General features: G+C 63.1%; 24 protein-coding genes and 4 tRNA genes. 16 read left to right on the top strand and 12 right to left on the bottom strand.

What is annotated here, in order from left to right; genetic code table 11:
• The first annotated feature begins 39 nt into the window (after positions 1-39).
• The gene (locus FJQ89_RS09160; RefSeq protein WP_141169956.1) at positions 40-540 is read left to right on the top strand and encodes a hypothetical protein; all 501 of its coding nucleotides are present in this window, start codon (positions 40-42) and stop codon (positions 538-540) included.
• A gap of 20 nt (positions 541-560) precedes the next feature.
• Positions 561-1,859: an NAD(P)/FAD-dependent oxidoreductase gene (locus FJQ89_RS09155; protein WP_141169955.1), complete on the top strand. Its 1,299-nt coding sequence runs from the start codon at positions 561-563 to the stop codon at positions 1,857-1,859.
• A gap of 42 nt (positions 1,860-1,901) precedes the next feature.
• Here FJQ89_RS09155 and FJQ89_RS09150 read toward each other — a convergent pair whose 3' ends face one another.
• Positions 1,902-2,417: a DUF6265 family protein gene (locus FJQ89_RS09150; protein ID WP_141169954.1), complete on the bottom strand. Its 516-nt coding sequence runs from the start codon at positions 2,415-2,417 to the stop codon at positions 1,902-1,904.
• 38 nt (positions 2,418-2,455) lie between these two features.
• Entirely contained in the window at positions 2,456-3,169 is a 714-nt protein-coding gene (locus tag FJQ89_RS09145; RefSeq protein ID WP_141169953.1) for a sensor histidine kinase, read from the bottom strand.
• 309 nt (positions 3,170-3,478) lie between these two features.
• Here FJQ89_RS09145 and FJQ89_RS09140 point away from each other — a divergent pair, with 309 nt between their 5' ends.
• Positions 3,479-3,874 carry a hypothetical protein gene (locus FJQ89_RS09140; protein ID WP_141169952.1) on the top strand — a complete coding sequence of 132 codons (396 nt, stop codon included), beginning with the start codon at positions 3,479-3,481 and terminating at the stop codon, positions 3,872-3,874.
• 75 nt (positions 3,875-3,949) lie between these two features.
• Here FJQ89_RS09140 and FJQ89_RS09135 read toward each other — a convergent pair whose 3' ends face one another.
• On the bottom strand, positions 3,950-4,933 hold the full coding sequence (locus tag FJQ89_RS09135) for a GGDEF domain-containing response regulator (RefSeq protein ID WP_141169951.1): 984 nt from the start codon (positions 4,931-4,933) through the stop codon (positions 3,950-3,952).
• Between the two features lie 308 nt (positions 4,934-5,241).
• Positions 5,242-7,719 (bottom strand): hybrid sensor histidine kinase/response regulator, encoded by a 2,478-nt coding sequence (locus FJQ89_RS09130; RefSeq protein WP_141169950.1) that lies wholly within the window; start codon positions 7,717-7,719, stop codon positions 5,242-5,244.
• Between the two features lie 425 nt (positions 7,720-8,144).
• Between FJQ89_RS09130 and FJQ89_RS09125 the strand changes: the two genes are divergently transcribed.
• The 4 genes from FJQ89_RS09125 to FJQ89_RS09110 all read left to right on the top strand — a co-directional run bounded on the left by FJQ89_RS09125 (position 8,145) and on the right by FJQ89_RS09110 (position 8,773).
• Positions 8,145-8,221 (top strand) — tRNA-Arg (locus FJQ89_RS09125).
• Positions 8,222-8,303: 82 nt separating this feature from the next.
• A tRNA-Arg gene (locus FJQ89_RS09120) sits at positions 8,304-8,380 on the top strand.
• Between the two features lie 78 nt (positions 8,381-8,458).
• A tRNA-Arg gene (locus FJQ89_RS09115) sits at positions 8,459-8,535 on the top strand.
• A gap of 161 nt (positions 8,536-8,696) precedes the next feature.
• A tRNA-Arg gene (locus FJQ89_RS09110) sits at positions 8,697-8,773 on the top strand.
• Between the two features lie 55 nt (positions 8,774-8,828).
• Here the strand turns inward: FJQ89_RS09110 and FJQ89_RS09105 are convergent.
• Complete coding sequence (locus FJQ89_RS09105) at positions 8,829-9,701, bottom strand: helix-turn-helix domain-containing protein (RefSeq protein WP_141169949.1); 873 nt, start codon at positions 9,699-9,701, stop codon at positions 8,829-8,831.
• A 115-nt stretch (positions 9,702-9,816) separates the two neighbouring features.
• On the opposite strand from FJQ89_RS09105, the gene FJQ89_RS09100 reads away from it, so the two are divergent.
• Positions 9,817-10,773 (top strand): phytanoyl-CoA dioxygenase family protein, encoded by a 957-nt coding sequence (locus FJQ89_RS09100; protein WP_141169948.1) that lies wholly within the window; start codon positions 9,817-9,819, stop codon positions 10,771-10,773.
• A gap of 92 nt (positions 10,774-10,865) precedes the next feature.
• Positions 10,866-12,011 (top strand): alpha-hydroxy acid oxidase, encoded by a 1,146-nt coding sequence (locus tag FJQ89_RS09095; RefSeq protein ID WP_141169947.1) that lies wholly within the window; start codon positions 10,866-10,868, stop codon positions 12,009-12,011.
• On the opposite strand, the gene FJQ89_RS09090 is transcribed toward FJQ89_RS09095, so the two are convergent.
• From FJQ89_RS09090 to FJQ89_RS09075, 4 genes are all read right to left on the bottom strand, one after another.
• Positions 12,008-12,514, bottom strand: a complete 507-nt coding sequence (locus FJQ89_RS09090) for a P-loop nucleotide/nucleoside kinase family protein (RefSeq protein ID WP_141169946.1) — start codon at positions 12,512-12,514, stop codon at positions 12,008-12,010. The two genes, FJQ89_RS09095 and FJQ89_RS09090, sit on opposite strands and share 4 nt — an antisense overlap.
• 194 nt (positions 12,515-12,708) lie before the next feature.
• Positions 12,709-13,515, bottom strand: coding sequence for a DUF6624 domain-containing protein (locus FJQ89_RS09085; RefSeq protein ID WP_141169945.1), 807 nt, complete (start codon positions 13,513-13,515; stop codon positions 12,709-12,711).
• Between the two features lie 10 nt (positions 13,516-13,525).
• Positions 13,526-14,182, bottom strand: coding sequence for a hypothetical protein (locus tag FJQ89_RS09080; protein WP_141169944.1), 657 nt, complete (start codon positions 14,180-14,182; stop codon positions 13,526-13,528).
• Between the two features lie 9 nt (positions 14,183-14,191).
• A complete protein-coding gene (locus FJQ89_RS09075) occupies positions 14,192-14,959 on the bottom strand; it encodes a CPBP family intramembrane glutamic endopeptidase (protein WP_168208419.1) in 768 nt (255 codons plus the stop codon).
• A 178-nt stretch (positions 14,960-15,137) separates the two neighbouring features.
• On the opposite strand from FJQ89_RS09075, the gene FJQ89_RS09070 reads away from it, so the two are divergent.
• The 4 genes from FJQ89_RS09070 to FJQ89_RS09055 all read left to right on the top strand — a co-directional run bounded on the left by FJQ89_RS09070 (position 15,138) and on the right by FJQ89_RS09055 (position 17,680).
• Positions 15,138-15,701 (top strand): GNAT family N-acetyltransferase, encoded by a 564-nt coding sequence (locus tag FJQ89_RS09070; protein ID WP_141169942.1) that lies wholly within the window; start codon positions 15,138-15,140, stop codon positions 15,699-15,701.
• Positions 15,702-15,721: 20 nt separating this feature from the next.
• Complete coding sequence (locus FJQ89_RS09065; RefSeq protein WP_141169941.1) at positions 15,722-16,258, top strand: GNAT family N-acetyltransferase; 537 nt, start codon at positions 15,722-15,724, stop codon at positions 16,256-16,258.
• 100 nt (positions 16,259-16,358) lie between these two features.
• On the top strand, positions 16,359-17,171 hold the full coding sequence (locus FJQ89_RS09060; RefSeq protein WP_141169940.1) for a hypothetical protein: 813 nt from the start codon (positions 16,359-16,361) through the stop codon (positions 17,169-17,171).
• Positions 17,168-17,680: a DUF1993 family protein gene (locus FJQ89_RS09055; RefSeq protein WP_243136487.1), complete on the top strand. Its 513-nt coding sequence runs from the start codon at positions 17,168-17,170 to the stop codon at positions 17,678-17,680. The genes FJQ89_RS09060 and FJQ89_RS09055 overlap by 4 nt, the downstream gene beginning before the upstream one ends.
• Positions 17,681-17,683: 3 nt before the next feature.
• Here FJQ89_RS09055 and FJQ89_RS09050 read toward each other — a convergent pair whose 3' ends face one another.
• Genes FJQ89_RS09050 through FJQ89_RS09040 form a run of 3 tightly spaced genes read right to left on the bottom strand, consistent with a single transcriptional unit; the run spans position 17,684 to position 20,063 of the window.
• Positions 17,684-18,139, bottom strand: coding sequence for a hypothetical protein (locus tag FJQ89_RS09050; RefSeq protein ID WP_141169939.1), 456 nt, complete (start codon positions 18,137-18,139; stop codon positions 17,684-17,686).
• Complete coding sequence (locus FJQ89_RS09045) at positions 18,136-19,107, bottom strand: D-2-hydroxyacid dehydrogenase (protein WP_141169938.1); 972 nt, start codon at positions 19,105-19,107, stop codon at positions 18,136-18,138. The genes FJQ89_RS09050 and FJQ89_RS09045 overlap by 4 nt, the downstream gene beginning before the upstream one ends.
• A complete protein-coding gene (locus tag FJQ89_RS09040) occupies positions 19,104-20,063 on the bottom strand; it encodes a LysR family transcriptional regulator (RefSeq protein ID WP_141169937.1) in 960 nt (319 codons plus the stop codon). The genes FJQ89_RS09045 and FJQ89_RS09040 overlap by 4 nt, the downstream gene beginning before the upstream one ends.
• Before the next feature lie 190 nt (positions 20,064-20,253).
• Between FJQ89_RS09040 and FJQ89_RS28015 the strand changes: the two genes are divergently transcribed.
• The 3 genes from FJQ89_RS28015 to FJQ89_RS09030 all read left to right on the top strand — a co-directional run bounded on the left by FJQ89_RS28015 (position 20,254) and on the right by FJQ89_RS09030 (position 22,806).
• Complete coding sequence (locus tag FJQ89_RS28015; protein WP_168208418.1) at positions 20,254-20,424, top strand: hypothetical protein; 171 nt, start codon at positions 20,254-20,256, stop codon at positions 20,422-20,424.
• Entirely contained in the window at positions 20,421-21,281 is an 861-nt protein-coding gene (locus tag FJQ89_RS09035) for an alpha/beta hydrolase (protein ID WP_141169936.1), read from the top strand. Before FJQ89_RS28015 ends, FJQ89_RS09035 begins: the two co-directional genes overlap by 4 nt.
• A 280-nt stretch (positions 21,282-21,561) precedes the next feature.
• Entirely contained in the window at positions 21,562-22,806 is a 1,245-nt protein-coding gene (locus FJQ89_RS09030; protein WP_141169935.1) for an efflux RND transporter periplasmic adaptor subunit, read from the top strand.

Genomic DNA, 22,806 nt, shown 5'->3' with positions numbered 1-22,806 from the left:
GTCTAGAATTGAGGCATAACTGATAAAAGGAATGTCCCCATGAAAAGCCTGATTCTTGCCGCCGTCTTGCTGTCGGCCGCCACCGCCGCTGTTGCCCAAGTCTCCGTCACCGTCGGCCAGCCCGGTTTTTACGGACGCATCGACATAGGCGACTATCCCGCGCCGCAATTGATCTACGCCCAGCCCGTCATCGTGCAGCGCCCGCAATACTATTCGGCCCGCCCCATCTATCTGCGCGTGCCGCCCGGCCATGCGAAAAACTGGTCCAAGCACTGCCGCAAGTATAATGCCTGTAACCAAGAGGTCTATTTCGTCCAAGATAGTTGGTATAACAACCAATATGCGCCCCGCTATCGCCAGCAGCATGGCGACCATGGCCGTCCCGGTGGACGTCCGCCGCAACAGCAGCATGGACGCCCCGATTACAAGGACCGCGATCACCATGACGACAAGCCGGGCAAAGGCCACGGCAATGGTCACGGCAACGACAAAGGTCACGGCAACGACAAAGGTCACGGCAACCGGGGCAACGACAATTAATTCAGCAAACCGGAGGATCTTTGCATAGTAAAATCGTCATCGTAGGTGGCGGCGCAGGCGGCCTGGAGCTGGCCTGCAAACTCAGCCGCAAGCTCGGCACCGGCCAGGTGACCCTGGTCGACAGCCGCCTGTACCATATCTGGAAACCGTCGCTGCATGAGGTGGCGGCCGGCACCCTGGATATACACCAGGAGGGCCTGTCATATCAGATGCTGGCGCATGACAATGGTTTTACCTACGTCTATGGCCCCCTGATCGCGCTCGACGCCGCGTCGAACAGCCTCACCGTAGGCGCCATCGCCACCGACAAGCATGAACAGCTCTTGCCGCAGCGCACGGTCCACTATGACCAGCTGGTGCTGGCCGTGGGCAGCACCTCGAATTACTTCGGCGTGCCCGGCGCCAAGGAAAACACGATTTCCCTGAATGCCACGGAAGACGCCGAACGTTTCCGTCTGACCCTGCTGAAACTGCTGGCCATGGCCGAGCAGCGCCAGGGTGACGCGGGCCATCCCGGTGTCGATATCGTCATCATCGGCGGCGGCGCCACGGGCGTGGAGCTGGCGGCCGAGTTGCGCGAAGCGAGCGGCGTGTATGCCGCGTATGGTTTCCAGAATCTCAACGCCATCAAGGATGTGCGCATCACCCTGCTCGAAGGGGCGCCGCGCATCCTTGCGCCGCTGCCCGAGCGCGTCTCCATCGCCGCCTCGAAACTGCTGCATCAACATGGCATCAGCGTGGTGACCGATACGCGTGTCACCACGATCGAAGCCGACAAGGTAACGGTGGCCAGCGGCACCAGCTATGCGGCCGACATCTGCGTGTGGGCCGCCGGTATCCGCGCGCCGGAATTCCTGGCCACTTTGGGCTTGCCGACCAACCGCGCCGGCCAGCTGGAAGTGACGGGCATGCTCAATGTGCAGGGCCATGCGAATATCTTCTCGCTCGGCGATTGCGCCGCCTGCATGGGGCCGGACGGCAAGCTGGTGCCGCCACGCGCCCAGGCCGCCCACCAGCAAGCCGATTACCTGCTGAAAACTTTCCTGCTGCAAGCGAAGGGCAAGCCGCCGCAAACCAGGCCGTACGAGTACCTCGACTACGGTTCGCTCGTGTCGTTCGGACGCACCACCTCGGTGGGTACCCTGATGGGTTCGCTGAAGGGCCTGAGCTGGTTCGTCGAAGGCTTTGTGGCGCGCATGATGTACGTCAGCCTGCACCTGATGCACCACAACGCCGTGCTGGGCGGTGTGCGCACGGCCGTCATGGCCATGGGCCGCTTCCTGATCAAGCGCAGCACGCCGCAGGTCAAGCTGCATTAATTGAGTGGATGTCAGAGCAGAAAGGGGCCTTGCGGCCCCTTTTTATTTGCTGCGCGTCATCGGCGCCGCTTCGCAGCGGCCCCGCGTCATGGGGAAATCGATGGTGGTGAGCTTGCCTTTCAAGCTGCCGGTGATGCTGGCGTGCAAGATGCGCTCGCTGTCGTGGCGGTAGATGATGCGGCTGGGGAAGTCATTGTCCAGGTTGGCGAAGATGAATTCATTCGGCTTGTCCTGGCGTAGCAAGTTGAAGATCACGGGCGGCTGGCCTGACGGCTGCACGATGTAAGCCAGCTGGCCCGGTTCCGTCAGGCGGATTTGCACGAATTCAAAGGCCGTCGTCTTGCCGCCCTTGACGGTGCGGCTGGTGCCCAGGAGGGTGCCGCCGGCGGCCGTGCTCCATTGTTCCCCGGAGCCCGGTTCGGCGCCGTCGACGTTCCAGCAGCCGGCCAGCCAGGCCAGCTTGTCCACCGTTTCCGGCGGTGGCGCGGTTTTTTCTGCCGCCTGGGCGGTACTCATGGCCAGCAGCGCTGCCAGCAGGGTGGGGATGAGTCGTTGCATGGTCGAAGCGTTCAGCGTATGAGGGCGCCTGGCAAGTACTATTCTTTCGGATTAATGCGCGGCAAGACGACGGTCAGGGCCGTGCCGCCTTGCGGGTTGGCCTCCAGGCTCAGGTTGCCGCCCAGATAATGCACGCGTTCGCGCACGGAGCGCAGGCCGTGCTTGCTCATTTCGACGGGTTCGCTGGTCGGCAGCCCCGTGCCGTTATCCTTGACGGTCATCATCAGTGCTTCGTCGTTGTCGTCGATGATGATGTCCACCTCTGTGGCGTTGGCGTGCGTGGCGATGTTGCTGAGCGCTTCTTCCAGCGTGCGCAGCAGGGCCACGCCCACGTTGCGCGGGCAGATCAGTTCATCCTCGGGCAGGCTGCAGCGCACGGTAATTTTGTGCTGGTCGGCAAATTGTGCTGCCAGCTCGCCCAGCGCGACATTGACGCCGAGAAACTCCAGCTTGTCGTTCCACAGTTTCATCTGCATTTGCCGGTTGGTTTCGATCACATTCAGCAGCAATTGCTTCATGGTCGCCGCACGGTCGAGCAAGGCCGCTTCCTGCGGCATCTTTTGCGTCAGCAGCGACAGGTGCATGGTCAGCGCCGTCAGCGAGGAACCGAGGTTGTCGTGCAGCTGGCGCGACAGGGCGCGCCGTTCATTGTCCCAGCTGGTGTTGACATGACCGAGCAACTCGCTGAGATCGGCGGCGCGTTCCGCATCGGCCTGGGCCGCTTCCTTGTTCGGATCTGTTTGTGCGGACATAGCGCCCCGTGAATGGTGAAAGGTGGACCAAATTCAAGTGGTGGATCATACATGAGGATTTCATCGCAGGGCGCATGGATGAAAAATTTCTGTCTTTTCGGCAATTTTTATCTCTACCCATCATTTTTATATGATAGGCAAGATTATCGTTTGCGCCAGGTGGAACTGTTCCCGTCGTTGCGTACGGCTGCGCACATACCGGGGCGCCGCGCGCTGCCATAGTGGGGCATGCATTCTCCCCATGCAGCATAGCCGCTCCGCGGCACAGGGCGCAGCACCGGCCCGCTTATTGAAACGAAAGGACATGCCATGAATATCGATACCATCGTCGACCAGGAATATGCCGACAAAAGCTTCCGCGACATCGTCAATGCGCCCATCAGCGCCCTGCGCGGCGTCAGCGCCAAGGATGCCAAGGCCTTGCAGCAGGCGTTCGGCGTGACCACCGTGCGCGAACTGTCCAACCTCAATTTCGTCAAATGGGCCAGCGCGCTGGCCATCCTGGCCGATGAAGAGGGCATGAGCGGCGAAGAGCGGGCCAAGGAAGAGTTGCTCGACGATGCCGTCGAAATGACGTTCCCCGCCAGCGACCCGATTTCCGTCGATGCCGGCATCACGCGCATCGAAGTGGCGCCGGACACCGTGAATGCGCAAACGGACCACCAGCATGCGGGCCAGCATGAAGTGACGGCTGGCAAGAAATAACGCCTCCCAGGCAGAAAAAAACCGGCTGGCCGATGATGGCCAGCCGGTTTTTTTATGTGCCGCGCGAAATTAATTTCAGGCGATCGAGGCGATGCTGCTTTTCTGCATGTTGACCTGCGACGTGATCACTTCGTGGGGCGAGCAGCAAAAGCGGTTCTTGCCGGCGCGCTTGGCTTCATACAGGGCCGTGTCGGCCGCGCCCAGCAGGGATTCGACGGTGCTGGCGTCGTCCGGGTAGATGGCGATGCCGATGCTGGTCGACAGGCGCAAGGTCAGGTCGTTGATGAAATACGGCTCCGAAATGACTTCAATCAGCTTGGCGGCCGGTTCGCGCGCATCGCCCTTGCCGGCCAGGTTGCCCAGCACGATGACGAACTCGTCGCCGCCGATGCGCGCCACTGTGTCTTCCTTGCGTGACGCGCTCACCAGGCGGGTCGCCACCATTTTCAGGATCTCGTCGCCATAGCCGTGGCCGTAACTGTCGTTGACGGCCTTGAAACCGTCCAGGTCCAGGTACAGGATGGCCGATTTGCCGCGCTGGCGGGCCGATTGCAGCAGCGTGTGTTCGATGCGGTCTTCCAGCAGGCGCCGGTTCGGCAGGCCCGTCAGCGGGTCGTGCAGCGCCAGTTCCTGCTGCTGCTTGCTGTATTGCGCCAGTTCCTTGTACAGCAGGCGCACTTCCAGCATGTTGTGGATGCGCTTGTGTACTTCCATCAGGTCGAACGGTTTGCTGATGAAGTCGCGCGCCCCCGCTTCCAGGGCGGCGATCTTGAAACTCGGTTGTGCGGTCAGGGCCAGCACGGGCAGGTAGCCGCCATGCTCGATTTCCTTCAAGCCTTTCATGACCTGGAAACCATTCAGCTCCGGCATTTGCAGGTCCAGCAAGATCAGATCGTAGCAATGCTCCCGGTGCAGGGGGCAGACCTGAGCCGGACGCATGGTGGCCGTGACATTGGTATAGCCGGCATCGCGCAGGATTTCCAGCATCAGGTCGACATTGTCGGGCGAATCGTCGACGACCAAAATTTTGGCTTTCAAAATCTCATCTTGGCTGGGCATGTAGGGTCTCGGTTAATACGGTCTATGCAACGCTGGCTTGTACCGCTGATGATCGGCTGACGGCGGTGGGGAGGATAGTAGCGCCTTGCAACAAGATACGGCGCACAACAGCGCTTGACCTCGCTTCTGCCACTGATGGCAGCCAAGGCTGCCTGTCTCCTGCCTTCCGCGCAGGTTTGCTTGTGCATTTTAGTGTAGCAAACTTCAGCTAAGTTGCTTGTAGGACAGTGCCGCGTCTGGAAGTAGGAAGGCCAACCCACAGAAATAGTCATTTTGTTCTGCAGTATGTATTTCTTTGCATCATCTTGTTAAGGGGGCGTGATGCGCGCCGCCGCCAGTTGCGCCACGGCCGCCAGCAGTTCTGCCGGGTCCAGCGGTTTCGAGACCCAGGCCTGGAAGCCGCTGGCCAGCGCCCGCTGGCGATCCTGCGGTTGCGCGAATGCCGTCAGCGCCAGCGCGGGCAGATGGGCGGCGTCAGGGGACGCGCGCGCGCGGATTTGCGCCAGCAAGTCGAAGCCGTCGGCATCGGGCATGCCGATGTCGCTGACCAGGACATGCGGGCGCACCTGCTCCAGCAGTTGCAGCGCTTGTGCCACACTGCCGGCGTTGTGTACTTCGGCGTGATTGTCGCGCAGGATGCGTTCCGTCAGTTCGCGCGCATCGGCTTCGTCATCGACCAGCAGCACCCTGACGCCGCGCAAGTCAGGGCTGGCGGACGGGGCGCCGCCCTCCTGGCGCGCGGCGGCGCTGGACGTACCCAGGGGCAGGCACACGGTAAAGCTGGCGCCCTGCATGTCGCCGGCGCTGCTGGCCGTGACCGTGCCGCCATGCTGTTCCACCAGGTGCTTGACGATTGCCAGTCCCAGCCCCAGGCCGCCATGCCGTCGCGTGGTGGAGGCGTCTGCCTGGCGGAAGCGGTCGAATACGTGGGGCAGGAAATCTTTCTTGATGCCCACGCCGTTGTCGGCCACCGTGATGGCCAGGCGGCTCGCCTCGCGGCGCACGCCGATATCGACCCGTCCCCCCTGCGGCGTGAACTTCAGGGCATTCGACAGCAGGTTCCAGATCACTTGCTGGATACGGCCGGGGTCGCCCATGATCGTGCCCGCATCGCTGGCGATGCTGCTGTGGATGGCGATGTGCTTGGCGTCGGCCGCCGGGCGCAGGGTTTCGATGGCCGAGGCGATGATGCTGGCGGGCGCAAGGGGCTGCAGGTCGAGCAGCACCTTGTCGGAGGTGATGCGGTTCATGTCGAGCAAGTCTTCGATCAGTTGCGCCTGTGCGCGCGCATTGCGTTCGATGCTTTGCAGGCCGCGGTGCAGGTCGGCCTGGTCGCGGGTGCCGCGCCGCAGCACCTGGGCCCAGCCCAGGATGGCCGACAGCGGCGTGCGCAGTTCATGCGACAGGGTGGCGAGAAAATCATCTTTCAGCTGATTCGTGCGCTCGGCCTCGGCGCGCGCCTCGCGTTCGCTGTCGAGCAGCACTTTGCGCTCTTCGGCGGCGCGCGTGGCGGCCGCGTACAGGCGCGTATTGTCGAGCGCGACGGCGGCCTGCGCCGCGATGGCCGAGACGATGCGTTCGCTGCGCGCGCTGAACATGCCGGCCTGCGTATGGCCGAGCAGCAAGCGCCCCAGCAACAGGCCCGAGCGCGAGCTGACTGGCAGGCTCAGGCAACTGCGCAACGGCGGCGTGCCATCGGCGCTGGCGTCGGGTGCGGCCAGCAAGTCGTTCTGGCGCATGGCCGGTCCCTGGCGCAGTTCCGCGGCGATGGTGTCGGCCTGGCGCAGGCTGATGCCGTTGACGGCGCGTGCCGCCGGCAGGGCGCCGGGGCTGTCGTGGACATCGCCCGCATCGTCATAATACAAGGCGCCGAAGCGCGCGCCGCTGATGCGCGTGGCCGCATCGACGGTTTCCTGCAGCAGGGCCGGCAAGTCGAGCGTGCCGGCCAGGGCCGCGCCCGTGTTATTGAGCAATTCCAGCACGCGCGTCTCGTCGCGCAAGGCTTCCTGCGCGCGCTTGACCTGGTCGACGTCGGTGCTCGTGCCAAACCAGCGCAGCAGCTGGCCGCCCCGGTCGCGCACGGGATTGGCGCGCGTCAGGAACCAGCGGTACTGGCCGTCGGCGCCGCGGATGGGGAACTCCATTTCGAACGGCGTGCCATCGCGCAAGGCGGCCTTCCAGCCTTGCAGCATGGGCGGCAGGTACCGCGCGTCATAGGCGATGCTCCAGCCGTCGCCCGCCATCTGTTCGGCGCTGGTGCCCGTGTAGTCGTGCCAGCGCTGGTTGTACCAGGCGATGGTGCCGTCGAAGCTGGCGATCCAGGCCAGTTGCGGGATGGAGTTGGCTAGCGCGCGCAAGTCTTCTTCGCTGTGGCGCAAGCTTTCCTCGGCCGCCTTGCGTTGGCTGATGTCCTGGATATATGTGGTCAAGCCGTCGCTGGACGGGAAGATGCGCACTTCCAGCCAGCGTCCCAGCGGCCGATACAGCAGCTCGAAACTGCAGCTTTGCTGCTGCGTCATGCTGCGCCGGTATTGCACTTCCAGTTCCGTACCCTGCAAGTGGGGGCAGGCTTGCCACAGGCTGCTGCCAGCCAGTTGGCTGCCGGGCGGACGCTGCGGCGCGAGCATGTCGGCGCCGCGCGTATTGACGTAGCGGATGGTCCAGTCGTGGTCGAGTAGGCAGAAACCGTCGGTAATACTCTCCAACAAGTTGGCCAGGCGCTCGTCTGACAGGCTCAGCGGCGCTGATGGAGCGAGCAAATATTGCTTGTGGTCATGCTTAGCCATCGGAAATCCTGCAACGGTGAGACTGCCGCACGGGCTGTTGCCCCGCCGGGCCGCCGTCGCCAAGCTTAGTTAGTGGGTCATGATGGAATTGCCTGCCGTCATGCATGAGAGGAAACACAAGCACCCCTGTCTGGCTGGTATTGTAGCCCCAAGCGGCGCGCCGCCACCGCACGCTTGCGTGCCGCCTGCAGATAGCACTGGACAGGCGGGAAGGCAGTCCCTATAATCCCGCTTCTTTCGAGACAGCAACTTCTCGATGCGCTGGATGCCACTGTGAAAGCAGCTGTGTCCATCGATGCAAGGCGTGCGCTTTTCGGCAGTGAAAAGGTGGTGGATGGTGCGGGGCGGTATTCTGCAAAATCAGCTAAGCGATTGAAAAATCGAACTTTTCAAAGCGAAATGAATACGCTATAATGTTTGCCTGCGCGGCTGTAGCTCAGCTGGATAGAGTACTTGGCTACGAACCAAGGGGTCGTGGGTTCAATTCCTGCCAGCCGCACCAGAATACTGAAAATCAGACTTTGCCTGGTTTTGTTGTAACAAGTTTCACCTCCATGTTGTTAATGGAATGTTGTAGAAGTTTTGCGGCTGTAGCTCAGCTGGATAGAGTACTTGGCTACGAACCAAGGGGTCGTGGGTTCAATTCCTGCCAGCCGCACCAGTATTGCCAGAACGGAGTTTGCTACGTTTTGATGAAAGTTTCAAGCTTCGCGCCGTCTGGCGAAGTGTGTCAGAGTTTGCGGCTGTAGCTCAGCTGGATAGAGTACTTGGCTACGAACCAAGGGGTCGTGGGTTCAATTCCTGCCAGCCGCACCAGTATCAGCAGTAAAGAAAAAACCCGGAAAGGTAACTTTTCGGGTTTTTTTTTCGTCCTCGCGGCGGGCAGACAGCAGTCATGCTGGCGGTCTGGGCAATTGTGAAATTTTCGCACGGCCCCCTTTGCCATTCTACAAAGCCCTGCTATAATCTTGTCTTAGGCGGCTGTAGCTCAGCTGGATAGAGTACTTGGCTACGAACCAAGGGGTCGTGGGTTCAATTCCTGCCAGCCGCACCAGAATATTGGGGATCAGATTGTAAAATCTGATCCCCTTTTTCGTTTCCGAATGATTTTACGCTGCGCCTGTGGCGCCGCGCCGGTATTGCAGGCGAAACGCGCGCGGCGTGACGTGCCTGGCGGCACGGAACTGGCGGTTGAAATGCGCGAGGTTGCGGTAGCCCGCCTCTTGCGCGATGACGGCGATGGCGAGATTGCTCTCGATCAGCTGTTGGCAGGCGCGGCCGATGCGCAGCCGCGCCAGATACTCGCCCGGCGTGCAATGCGCGTGGCGCTTGAAACAGCGGTGGAAGGCGCCCAGCGACAGGGCCGCCCGCTGCGCCAGGGTTTCCAGTGCGATCTCTTCCCGGAAATGCGCGTGCATGAAATCGAACACGCTGGCCATGCGCTTGTGCTGCCCATCGGGCAGCGGCGCCTGCGCCATCGAGGCCAGCGGCCGCGCGCCGCCATCACTGGCCAGATCCAGCAGCACGTCGAGCAGCAGCGGCAAGCGCTGCGGCACGGGCAGGGCGTTCAGTTGCAGCAGTTTATCTGCGCTGCGCGCGCTCGTGTCCGCTGAAAAATGCAGGGCAGGGCCGGCGCGGGCCGCCAGTTGCCGCAAACTGTGCAACTCGGGAAAACAGGCCGCCAGCTGCTCCACCCATTCCAATGAAAACCAGACGACAACGGCCAGCATCGGCTGCGCGCCGTCGATGCGCTCGCTGGCCGACCAGGTGTGCGGCAAATTCGGCCCCAGCAGCACCAGGTCGCCCGGCTCGAAGTCGCCCAGGTGGTCGCCGATGTAGCGTTGTCCCCGCGCATTGACGGTCAGGGTCAGCTCGAATTGCGGGTGGTAATGCCAGATGAAGGGAATGGTGTCGAGTTCGCGCCACAGCAAGCCCCAGGAGTGGCCTGTCGGTATCGTGACTTGTTCGAATAAAGGCGTCATTGTGACGTTTGAAGCGTATGAATGGTCAGGATAGTATCAGTATTGGCCGCTCAGCGCGCATTTCATGGCGCCGTGCCATCGCACAATCTGTCTCACACCAACACAGGAGACAGCGATGCAAGACAAATATCAATACGGCGAAGACCGTCCCGGCAACCCGTCCGTGGCCTACTCGGAACAAACCCAGTTGCGCGACATCGAGAAACAGCTGCCCCTGCGCGTGCTGTCCGACAGCGACTTCTTGCACTGGCAAACCTATGGTTATGTCATCGTCAAGGATGCCGTGTCGCCCGAGCAAGTGCGGCGCACAACGGATTTCCTGTGGGAATTCCAGGGGCTTGACCAGCATGATGCCTCCACCTGGAACCGGGACCAGTTGCGCGACCATGCGATGAAGGAACTTAACGGTTCCGGCATGGTCGAGGCCTATCACAACCAGACCCTGTGGGATAACCGCCAGACCCAACGGGTATATGACGCCTTCGTCGATATCTGGGACCGTGAGGATTTGTGGGTGACCATCGACCGCGCCAACCTGAACACGCCGAACCATGGCAAGCGCAAGTTTGGCGGCTTCATCCACTGGGATGCGGACACCACGCTCGACCCGCTGCCCGTCAACGTGCAGGGCGTGCTGGCCCTGTCCGACACCTCGCCCGAGAGCGGCGGTTTCCAGTGCTATCCGGAGCTGTTCAACAACTTGCTGGCGTGGCGCAAGAGCGTCCCTGCGGATCGCAACCCGTGGCAACCGGATCTGGCGACGGTGCCGTACCCGATGCAATTCATCGCCATGAAGAAGGGGGAACTGTTGATCTTCAACAGCCTGCTGGCGCACGGCATCCGCCCGAACACGTCCACGGACCAGGTGCGCCTGGCGCAATATATTTCCTTCACGCCAGCCCAGGAAGACAATCAGGCCTTGCGCGACTGGCGCGTGCAAAGCTGGCGCGAGCGCAGCGCGCCGCAGGGCTACGCGTTTCCCGGCGACCCCGAGGAAAAGGAAAAGCTGCGCTATCCGCAGGCGCGTTTGACTGCGCTGGGCGAGCAGATCCTCGGCGCGCGCGACTGGTAAGCCACGTTCTATCCGCCAGTCTTGCCTGCCGGATAGACAATTGCGGGTAAATGCACGATCATGGTTCGACTTGCCATCGACCGAGGAAACGCATGAGTATCATCACCTGCATCGAAGACTTGCGCGTGCTGGCCCAGAAACGGGTGCCGCGCATGTTTTACGACTACGCCGATTCCGGTTCCTGGACGGAATCGACGTACCGCGCCAACAACAGCGATTTCGCCAAAATCAAGTTCCGCCAGCGCGTAGCCGTCAACCTGGAAAACCGCAGCCTGGCCTCGACCATGGTCGGACAGGCGGTTTCCATGCCGGTGGCCCTGTCGCCCACGGGCTTGACGGGCATGCAGCATGCGGATGGCGAAATTCTCGCCGCCCAGGCCGCTGAAAAATTCGGCGTGCCGTTCACCCTGTCGACCATGAGCATTTGCTCGATCGAAGACGTGGCGGCGAACACGACAAAACCGTTCTGGTTCCAGCTGTATGTGATGAAGGACCGCGAATTCATCAACCGCCTGATCGACCGCGCCAAGGCGGCCAAGTGCGGCGCGCTGGTATTGACGCTCGACTTGCAGGTGCTGGGCCAGCGCCACAAGGACTTGCGCAACGGCCTGTCGGCGCCGCCGAAACTGACCATCGCCAATATCATCAACATGGCCACCAAGCCGCGCTGGGTGGCGGGCATGCTGGGCACGCAACGCCGGGGCTTCGGCAACATCGTCGGCCATGCCACCTCCGTCTCCGACATGTCGTCGCTGTCGGCCTGGACGCAGCAGCAGTTCGACCTGAGCCTGTCGTGGGCGGACGTGGAATGGATCAAGCAGCGCTGGGGCGGCAAACTCATCATCAAGGGCATCATGGACCCGGAAGACGCGCGTCTGGCCGTCAACAGTGGCGCCGACGCGCTGATCGTCTCGAACCACGGCGGGCGCCAGCTCGACGGCGCGCAATCGTCGATCGAAGCCTTGCCCGCCATCGTCGATGCTGTCGGCAGCCAGATCGAAGTGCACATGGACGGCGGCATCCGCTCGGGCCAGGACGTGCTCAAAGCCGTGGCGCTGGGCGCTAAAGGCGTGTACATCGGCCGCCCGTTTTTATACGGCCTGGGCGCCATGGGCGGTCCGGGCGTGACCAAGTGCCTGGACATCATCCGCAATGAACTCGATTTGACGATGGCCTTTTGCGGCTTGCGCGACCTGCAGCATGTAGATAAAAAAATCCTGCTGCCGGGAACGTTTTAAGCGGCAATCCGCACAATATCAAAGCCTTCCGACGCCTGGGGTGGCAAGAAGAGGCGCGTGATGGCGTCAAAATCAGCGTCGCTGGTGGAGAACGGGTGCAATCCGCTGGCATTGCGCTGGCGCAAGCGCGCCTTGCATTCCTCATCCGTTACATCCAGGTAATGCAGCACGTGCGGCGTGCCCGCCTGCTGGAACAGTTCGCGCATCCAGGCGCGGCTGGCCGGTGTATTCGCGGGAAAATCGAGCACGACGGATACGCCCGCCTGCAGCAGCTGCAGGGCCAAAGGGGCGATGGCCGCGCGCAGTCGCGCCGTGCAGGCCACATAGTCGGCCAGGCTGGCGATTTGGCCCGGATACAGCTGCGCCAGCAAGCTGTCTTCGCTGATGCGCACGGTTTGCGGCGCGCAGGCCAGCCGGGCCGTCAACGTGGATTTTCCGGATGCAATCTTGCCGCACACGAGGTGCAGGGTGGGGGTAACCGGGGTGCTGGAAGTGGTGTGCATGGTCGCTCGCTGAAGTGAAAAATAAAACCTGCGAGACGTCTTGACCAGTTGCTGCAAATCAAAGCCGCCTTGCAGGCGGCTTTGGCAATCACACTCCTGCTAAGCCACCATCGTTGGAGTGGCGGCAATAATCGATGGCAGGGGCGGGAATGGCGATTGCATGGGATAACGATGCCATGCGACCGATGGCGTTGTCAATTGTCCTGTTCGAGTAACTGCCGGTATTGCGCATACGGTTCCATGCCCATGCTGGCGCGGCGCTGCTCCAGCCGCTGCGGATCGTCGATGGGGAAGGGCAGCGTCTTGCCGGTGCTGTCCGTGCGGAACTGGCTGCCGTACAGCTGCGGCTGATTGTCGTTACACAGGTCGCGGTCGATCGCCAGTGCCAGCTTCGATGGCGTGATCTCCCCCCGTGCCGCTGCTGCGCGCATCAGCGGCAGGCTGCTTTTCAGAAAATGTTCCGAGCCGTGCTGGGCAATCAGCCAGGCGCTGCCCGCCGCCTTGTAGCCCACCATCGTTTGCGTGGGCCAGCCCTTACTGGCGATGATTTGCCGCAAGCGTTGCTCGCGTGCACCATCCGTGGCCAGCATGCGCTGGCGTGTGGCCAGGTCCGGCCCCGTTGGCGGGAATCCCGCGCGCATGGCCTGGTCTTCCTGTTCCATGGTCCGCAATTCGGCTGCCAGCGACGCTTCTGGCACTGCCGCCGGATACAGCAGGAAGTCCAGCGCGCCCGCCGTGGCCGCGCTGAAGATGAGCTTGGGTTCCGCTTCCCAGCCGGGTGATTGCAGGAACAGTGCCAGTGTGGCGCCTTCTGGTACATCAATACGGTAGCGGCCATTCTCGACCGTGCCATGTATCCGCGGCTCGCCGTGCATGCGCTCGGCAACGATGCTGATGGCTGGCGGCAGCGGTGGGCCGTTGCTGCGGATGGTGCCGCTCAGTTCGAAGGCGCCCGCATGGACGCTCCAGCACAGCAGGATGGCGAAGGTCAGGCGTAGCATGGGAGTCCGTTCAGGAATGGGGGATGTCGAGCAAGGACCAGGTTTCACGGAACGTGTCCGCATCGAGCGGCCGCGCATGCGGGTCGTCGGGCTGGAACAGGCCGCCGATCAGCATATCCTGAATGGCGCCCGTGAAGCCGCCGTACGCGGCGCGGCCCCACTGGCGCCGCGTGTGGGCGAAGAAGACGGCATCTTGCTGCGCGGCCAGTTGCACCAGGGCTTGCCGCAAGGTGGCGGCCGCCTCCGGCCCCATGTCCGTGGCGATGGCGCACACCAGGCGCTGGCCGAATTGCAGGGGCTTGCCGGCCCGGCCCAGCAGCGATTCGTTGGCCAGCGCGAGGAATACATCGGGTGCCTGGTCGTCTTTTTCGCAGAGGCTCCAGGTGGGCGCCCACGCTTCCACAGTCATGAAGCGCGCTTGCGTCGTGGCCGCCGTGTGCGTCCACTTCGCGTGCGATTTGGCGTCCCAGCCCAGGCGGCCAAAGGGAATCGGCTTGCCCTTGGGATTGTATTGATGGCTGCGCACGCCGGCCTTGCCCCGCGCTTGCGCCATGAGGCCATCGAGGCTGGCGGCAAACGGCGCCCATTGCGCCGCCTGCCACAGCGGCGCGGCATCGGGCGCGGCCAGCAGCAGGAACACTTCGTACTCACGGGAAAAAAACGCCATGCACCTTCCTTATCGTTGCAGTTGAGATATGGCCGCCCTCTGGCTGGGGCGCAGCAGGTAGACGCCATACAGGCACAGGGGCAGCACGGCCAGCAGGGCGATAGTCGGCAGGATGGACGCGCCGTCTTCGGCCGGGTTCGGCAAGGTGGCCGTCACCAGCGCGTAGTCCCACAGTCCATGCACGAGGACCATGGGCCATACCGAGCGGGTGCGCAGGCGGATGGCCGCATAGCCGACGCCCTGCAGGGCGGCGGCGACGGCTTGCCACAGGGCGCCGCTGACGTCGCCCGTGGCCAGGCCGTTGGCCAAGTGGGCCAGGCCGAACAGCGCCGATGACATCAGGACGGCGGGCCAGACGGCGTAGCGGTTCAGCATGCCCTGCAGCAAGATGGCGCGGAACATCAGCTCTTCCGAAATGGCCACCAGCGCCGCATTGCACGCCACGATCAGCAGCACGCGCGGCTGCGGCCAGCCGCCCGCCCAGGCCAGCAGCAGCATCAGCAAGGCATACAGCAGCGGCGGCCAGACCAGCCACAGCGTTTTCCATGGCTGCGGCGCACCCAGGCCTGCTTCGCGGCGCCCGCTTGACACCAGCAGCAGCGCCAGCGCGAACACGGCGGCCAGCGCCCACGACAGGCCGATACGGCCGGTGACGGCTGTGCCCGGCAAGGCGTAGCCGGCCGCTTCCAGCCAGCGGCCTGCGAGGCTCAGGCCCAGCCAGATGGCCAGTGCGCCGATGGCGAGCGGCAAGGTGAGGTGGATTCTAGGGATGGACATGGTCGGCTTCGGTGTGTGCTGCATCGTTTACTGCGTGCATGAGCGGATCATGAAGTTGCATCTATGATATGGAGAAACATTGCCATAGTACATTAAAAGCTGCGCTGTAAAGTTGCCACATCATTACAGTTGCATGGAATAATAAGCATTGCCCGTCTCAACCTTTGTTTGGAGTTGTATGGCCTACACGACAATCCTCACCACTGAACGCCTGATCCTGCGCAAGCCGCAGCCATCCGATGAAGCGCCCCAATTCGCCATGCATGCCGACCCCGAAGTGATGCGCTATTTCAGCGAACCGCCTTGGACCGATGCCAGCCGTGCCACGCGCCAGATTGCCGAAGACATCGCCGCATTCGAGAAAGAGGAATACTTCCGCTTCGCCGTCGAGCTGAAGGCGACGGGCGAATACCTGGGCAGCTGCAGCCTGTTTTCCGAACACCGCCAGAACCGCCGCGCCGAAATCGGCTACGCGCTGGGCCGTCCGTACTGGGGCCGTGGCTATATGCACGAAGCCTTGGCGGCGTTGCTGGAATTCGCCTTCGTCGAGCGCGACCTGAACCGACTGGAAGCCGACATCGATCCGCACAACGCCGCTTCGGCCAGCGCGCTGGAACGCCAGGGTTTCAACAAGGAAGGCTTCCTGCCAGAACGCTGGATCGTGGGCGGGCAGGTCAGCGATTCGGCCCTGTACGGCTTGCTGCGGCGCGAGTGGGAAGCGCGCCGCAAGGGCGCCGCGTGAGCCACCGCGGGAAGCCGCGATTGCCGCTCACCGATCATCCCCTCGTGACCTTGCGCCAGCTGGAACGTAGCGACGCGCCCGCCTGGTATGCGTATCTGGCCGACCCTGTCGTTGTCGAGCACACGAGCTGGGACTTGCGCGGCATCGACGACCTGCAGTCCAATTTCGACGCCTACGAAGCAGGCGACCCGGCCTCGCCCATGCGCCTGGCCGTGGTGCTGCGCGATGGTGGCCGGCTGGTGGGCAGCATCGGCTTGAATGCCATTTCCCCGCAGCACCGCACGGCGGAAATCGCCTACGACCTGTCGCCTGCCGTCTGGGGCCAGGGTGTGGCCACGGCCATCGTGAACGCTGTCGTGGACTGGGGCTTCCAGCGTCTGGGCTTGCTGCGCATCCAGGCGACCGTGCTGGAGAGCAATGCACGTTCGATCCGCGTGCTCGAACGCTGCGCTTTCGAGCGGGAAGCTTATCTGCGCTGCTACCGGCAAATTCGTGGAAGATCCGGCAACTTCTGGCTGTATGCGCGCATCGCCGACGTTCCGCCAGTGGCAGGCTGAGCATCCCGCTGGCAACGCAGCGCAGCTATGACGTGGCACGGCACCCTGGATGGCGAACTGACTGGTGCAGGAAGCCAGGCAATTTGAGCCTGGCAGCACGTTGGGCTGCAGCGAACGTGAGCGTCCCGACGAGATCGGTTTCCTGGCGCGCGGCTTGGAAACCACCTTTGCCGAACTGCAGGCGGTGTTGCGGCGCGAACAGGCCTTCGCGCGCGACGCCAGCCACGAACTGCGCACGCCGCTGCCCCTGATGCACAACACCCTGGCGCTGGCCCATGCGCAGCTGATGATGTTGCTCATCAATAGTTGCCTGGCGAATGCGCTGTTCCATGTCGGCCCCGCCATCGCCGTTGACGCCATGCTAGGATGGCGGCCATCGCTGCAGTGCTATGCGGCAAATCAGGGGAGGGGGAGCACGGTGGCAATGTCAGAGGCAGGTATCGCGGCCATGGCCGAGGCGATCTTCGCCAAGCCCGGCGCGGCCGTGGCAGAAGCGTATTCGGCACCGGAACAGGAAACGCTGCATTTTCACTCGCCTGCCGAGCTGTGCGCGTATGCAGCCAGGCTGGAGGCCGAAGGGGCCAGCGAGGTGCTGCTGGCCGTGCATTACCCGGACATGGGCGGACACTTTGCCCCGACCCGTATCGCGCTCGATCCGGCCAAGTGCGATGGCCTCAGCTACCGCTACGTGTGCGAAGGCTGGGGCGTCATCCGCGTCTACCTGCGCTTGTCCAGCGGCAAGGGCCTGGACTCGAACGTGGGTGCCAATTCGCAGCAGCGCGCGGAAAAATGGCAGCGCCATTATCCGGCATTCGGCCCGACCGAGGACTGGGACTGGGATGCCGTGGGCCGCCATGAACGCCGGCTGATCCGCGTGCTGAAGCAGGTGGCCGCACAGGAGGGCAAGTCATGACGGAGCTGATGCGTATCAACCCCGCCGCCATCTTTTGCCGCTCGCTGGCGCAGCTGTCCGCCATGCTCGACAAGACGGGCACGACACCGCAACTGCTGGCGGCGCGCCTGCACCCGGACATGCTGCCGTTCGCCCAGCAGGTGCGCGCGGCCGTGAGCTTTTCCCTGCGCGGCTGCTGCCCGCTGGCGGGGCTGGATGTGGCCGATTTCAGCGCCGCCGCCAGCCTGCAGGAACAGATCGCGCAGACCATGCGCTACCTCATGGCGATTCCTGCTGAACGTTTTGACGGACCGCTTGAGCGCCTCTGCCGCGACCGCGCCGGCTTCGCCGACATCGCGCTGCCGGCCGACGAATACTTGAATTTGTATATTTTGCCGAATTTCTATTTTCACTTCGGCATGGCGTATGCGATCGCGCGCAGCGCCGGCGCGGCCATCGGCAAGGGCGATTTCGACGGCTATCACGCGTATGCGCCGGGGTTCAGCTTTGAACATCCGGCCACGCCGTAGTTGCTACAAGCCCGCGTCTTTCCATGAGGACAAACCGAGCCGCTTCAGCAGCCGGCCCGACAGCCCGCAGCTCCAGCAACTGATCTGGATTTGCCGCTGCCGCGCCTGGTGCGCATGCCAGGCTTGCTCGGCATAGTCGAGCAGGGCCTCGCTGAGGGGAGACGTGTCGGCCACGGGCGGCAGGCGCGCCATCAGTTCGAACACGCCGTGGGTCGCCTCCTTGATCTGCAGCAAACCCGCCAGCAGGGCGCGCAGCACGGCGCCGTCGATGGAACCGCTCGCTTGCGTGAGCCGTTGTTGCCAGCACAGGCTGCGCGCCTGCCACAGGGCCAGCAGCGCGGGCACGTCGGCGGACTGCAGTTGCCCGATCAGCGCGTCCGCCTCGAGAAACAGGTCGAGGCGCTCGTATTCATCGTCGTCGCTGCGCAGCAGCTCGTCGAGTTCTCGCAAGACGCTCATGCCACCACGTTCGTCGGCGCGCCCCGCTCGAACGCTTCCACGTTGCCGATCAAGATGTCTGCCAGCTTTTGCATGGCCTCGCCGCTGGCCCAGGCCGTGTGCGGCGTGAGGATGAAGTTGGGCAGGCGCAAACTTAAAAGTGGGTTGTCCGGCAGCGGTGGTTCCTTGGAGAGCACGTCGAAGCCGGCACCGGCGATCACGCCGTTCGTCAATGCTGTGGCCAGCGCCGCTTCATCGACCAGGCCGCCCCGCGCCGTGTTGATCAAGAGGGACGTCGGCTGCATGCGCGCCAGTTCTTGCGCGCCGATGATGTTGCGCGTCTTGTCCGTCAGCGGCAGGTGCAGGCTCAGCACGTCGGAAGTGGCCAGCAGCTCGTCGAAACTCACCTGCGTCACGCCGTCTTCGGCTATGGGCGAGCGGTTGTGCACCTGCACTTGCATGCCGAAGGCGCGTCCCAGCTGGGCCACGGACTTGCCCAGCGCGCCATAGCCGAGCAAACCCAGGCGGCTGCCAGCCAGGTCGCGGATCGGGTGGCCGAACAGGCAGAAGCGCTCCGACGCCTGCCACAGGCCCGCTTCCACGTCCGCGCGGTAGGCGACCAGCTGGCGGCGCAGGGCCAGCATCAGGGCCAGCGTATGCTCGGGCACGGTGGCGCGCGCATAGTCGCGGATATTCGCCACCACGATGCCCCGCTCGCGGCAGGCGGCCAGGTCGAGGATATCCGTGCCGGTGGCGGCCACGGCGATCATTTTTAAATCCGGCAGCTGGGCCAGCTCGGCTGCGCGCAACGGCACCTTGTTCGTGATGGCGATGCTGGCGCCTTGCAGACGGGACACAGTCTGTTCGCTGCCCCTGGTGTGCGGATATTCTTCCCAGCTGTGCGCGAAGGCGGGTGGACGCACAGTGGCGATCAGGCTGTCGCGGTCGAGGAAGACGATGCGGTGGGACGATGTGCTTGCTGCGGTCATGGCTGGGCCTCGGTCTGGGCGGCACGCGCGGGAAGATTGCTCTTGCCCTTCAGTTGCGTGGCCGGGTGGTTGGTAAACATGTCGGCGACCCATTCGACAAACACGCGCACCTTGGCGGACAGATGGCGGTTGGGCGGATAGATCACGTGGATGGGCAGCGGGTCGGATTCCCAATCGCCCAGCAATTCCACCATTTTGCCCTGTTCCATCAGCGGCGCAAGCATGAAATGCGTCATTTGCACGATGCCCAGGCCCGCCAGGCCGGCCGCCGCGTAGGCGTTCGAGTCGTTCAGGGCGATATGGCTGGGCATGGACATCTGGATGCGTTCGCCGGCGCGCGTGAAATCCCAGTCAAACGTTTTACCTGTCTTGGCGGAGAAAAAATTCACGCCCCGGTGCTGCGCCAGGTCGTTCGGGTGCTGCGGCGTGCCATAGCGCGCCAGGTAGCCGGGCGCCGCGCAGGTGATGAAATGCAGCACGCCGACACGGCGCGCGATCAGGTTCAGGTCGCCCAGTTCGCCGCCCCGCACGGCGCAGTCGACGCCTTCCTCGATCAGGTCGACGGGCCGGTCGCTGCAACCGAGTTCCAGCGAGATGTCCGGGTAGCGGGCGAAGAAATCGGGCAGGGCGGGGATGATCAGTTCGCTGGCCAGGGCCGTGGGCGCATCCACGCGCAGCCGCCCGCTGGGACTCAAGCGCGTGCGCGACAGCGATTCCTCGGCTTCGCGCACGTCGGACAGGATGCGCACGCAGCGTTCGTAATACGCGGCGCCGTCGGAGGTGATGCTGACGTGGCGCGTGGTGCGGTTGAGCAATTTAACCGACAGGCTCGCTTCCAGCGACTGGATCAGGGTCGACACGGTGGCTTTCGGCAACTGCATGTTTTCCGCCGCGCGCGTAAAGCCGCCCGCATCGACGACTTGGATAAAAACTTCCATGGCTTGCAGCTTGTTCACTTGATTCCTTAGCATGTTATGCGTGATTGTTCGCAATCCTGAACAATCAATTCGTCATTGCACTCTTTATCAGATTGTAGATCAAGTCTATAGTTGTTGTACTGCAGCATAAATGTGATGCCGCAGGAAGTACAACAGGAGAAAGATCATGGGTCACCGGAATGGAATCTTTGCAGTGCTTGCTCTCGCTATGAGCTCGCTCGCTCTGGCCGCGATGGTATCGACGGATGCCTACTCGTTGGCGGCGCAAAGCGAAGCCAGTGCGTATAGCGCCCTGACCCATGAAGTGGGCGGCGTCGCCCTGTTGTGCCTGAACGACACGGTGCGCGATGTGGCGGTGCAGCCGGTGGTGGCGCAATGAGCGTTGCCGACACCGCGGCCGAGCTGGCACCTGGCCAGGCGCTGAAGATACGCGACATCGAGGTGCAGGGCGCGCAGGATGCGCTCGCCGCGCGCGTCTACACGGCCGGCGTGCCGGGCGCCAGGCAATCGAGCCTGATCGTCTTCTTCCACGGTGGCGGCTTCGTCGCCGGCGACCTGGAGGACGCGGACGACTTCCTGCGCTGCCTTGTGCTGAGCAACCCGGACCACGTGGTGCTGGCCGCGAACTACACGCTGGCGAAGGTGCGGCCATTCCCCGCCGCCGTGGAAGACGCGCATGCCGTGCTGTTGTGGGCGAAAAAGAACAAGTCCAAGCTGGGCTGGACGGGCAAGCAGATGGTGGTGTCGGGCATCGAAGCGGGCGCCAACCTGGCCGCCGTATGCGCCATGATGTCGCGCGACCGGGGCGGACCGCCCCTCGCGGGCCAGGTGCTGATCATGCCCATGCTCGACCCCGGCCTGTCGACCTGCTCGATGCGCAGCTTGCCCAGTTGTCCTGACCTGGCGGAAGTGGCCGATCAATGCGCCGCCGCCTACCGTGGCTACCTGCCGAATGCCGCTGACCGTACCCATCCGTACGCGTCGCCATTGCAGTCGAGCCGCCTGAAGAACCTGCCGCCAGCCTTGATCTTGTCCAGCGAAGATGATCCATTGCGCGACGAGGCTGAACAATACGGCAGCAAACTGATCGCCTGCGGCATCAAGACCACGGTGCGCCGCATGGCCGCCGCGCCGCTGCAAGACGCGACCGCCCGTAATGAATGCGCCTGCAAGGTGCAGGTATTGAGTGAGATCGCCAGCTTTGTCGCTGGACTGGGGCAGGAGCCCGAGTCATGAGGCCGCCATCCGCGGCACCGCAAAAAAATTACACTAACTAGTTTACTTTTTGAGTTTCGGTTGCTACACTATGCAGTGTAGTTCCCATCTTGTCTGCGTTGTGCGCTCGCACAGCCAGCTTCGTCGTCCCCGTCCGCTTTTAACCCGCTGGCGGCCTGTTTACCTTTGATCGAGCGCCGTCGGGCGCCATGGCACCACCATACGCTGCAGTTTCCACTTTTAGCTGGGTTGCTTCCTGCCGCCCATACCATTAGAAATTTTCATAAAACAGGGAAATAAAATGAAAAACGTTCAACAATTTTCCACTCTGCTCAAACCCCTGGCTGCCGCGCTTGCGCTGGCAGGACTGGTCGCGGTGAGCCTGGCCGGCTGCGATTCGGCCAACAGCAAGGTGCCCGACGCGCCAGCGGCCGGCGGCCCGCCCGTCTCGGCCGCCGCCGTCATTGAAAAACAGATCACGGAAACGCAGGAATTTTCGGGCCGCCTGGAAGCGATCGAGCGCGTGGAAATCCGCTCGCGCGTTGGCGGCTTCATTACCGCCGTCAATTTCAAGCCGGGCAGCGAAGTGAAAAAAGGCGAGGTGTTGTTCGTCATCGATCCACGTCCATTCCAGGCTGAAGTGTCGCGCGCCGAAGGCACGGCAGCTTCCGCCCGCGCCAAGGCGGAACTGGCAAAGCTGGAACTGTCGCGCGCAGAAAAACTGCTGGCCGAAAAAGCCATCGCCCAGCGCGAATTCGATGAAAAGGCATCGGGCCTGAAAGAGCTGGACGCGAATGCCCGCTCGGCGCAAGCCGCGTATGAAGCGGCCAAGCTGAACCTGTCGTACACGCAGGTGCAGGCGCCGATCAGCGGCCGCGTCAGCAAGGCCGAAATCACCGTCGGCAACCTGATCGACGCTTCCGCCATCCTCACTTCCGTGGTGTCGACGGACCGCATCTACGCCAGCTTCGACGGCGATGAAGATACGTATCTGCGCGTGGCCGGCACGGCGCAAAAGGGCACGCCCGTCACCGTCAAGGTGGGCCTGGCCAACGAAACTGGCTTCCCGCATGAAGGCAAGTTGGAATTCGTCGACAATCAGCTCGACCCGGCCACGGGCAGCGTGCGCATGCGCGCCACCTTCGCCAACACGGACCGCCAGCTGGTGCCCGGCCTGTTCGCGCGCATCTTGCTCGACGGCGGCAATGGCCCGCAGGCGCAAAGCACGGCGCTGTTGATCAGCGACCGCGCCGTCGGCACGGATCAAAGCCGCAAATATGTGTACGTGGTGGGTGCCGACAACAAGGCCGAGTACCGCGCCGTCAAGCTGGGTCCGAACTCGGACGGCTTGCGCGTGGTGCGCGAAGGCTTGAAAGCGGGCGAAAAGATCGTCGTCAACGGCTTGCAGCGCGTGCGCCCCGGCGCGCCCGTGACGCCGCAGATGGTGGCCATGGATTTCGATCCGACCGCGCCCGTCGCCCCCGCAAAACCTGAAGCAAAAGACGCCAAGATCGCCGCGAAAGCCGCATCGACTTCCAAGGAATAA

The organism is Janthinobacterium tructae (assembly GCF_006517255.1).
GTDB classification, from domain to species: domain Bacteria; phylum Pseudomonadota; class Gammaproteobacteria; order Burkholderiales; family Burkholderiaceae_D; genus Janthinobacterium; species Janthinobacterium tructae.
Note: the sequence above shows the minus strand (reverse complement) of the source record. Positions and strands in the feature narration are given on the sequence as shown.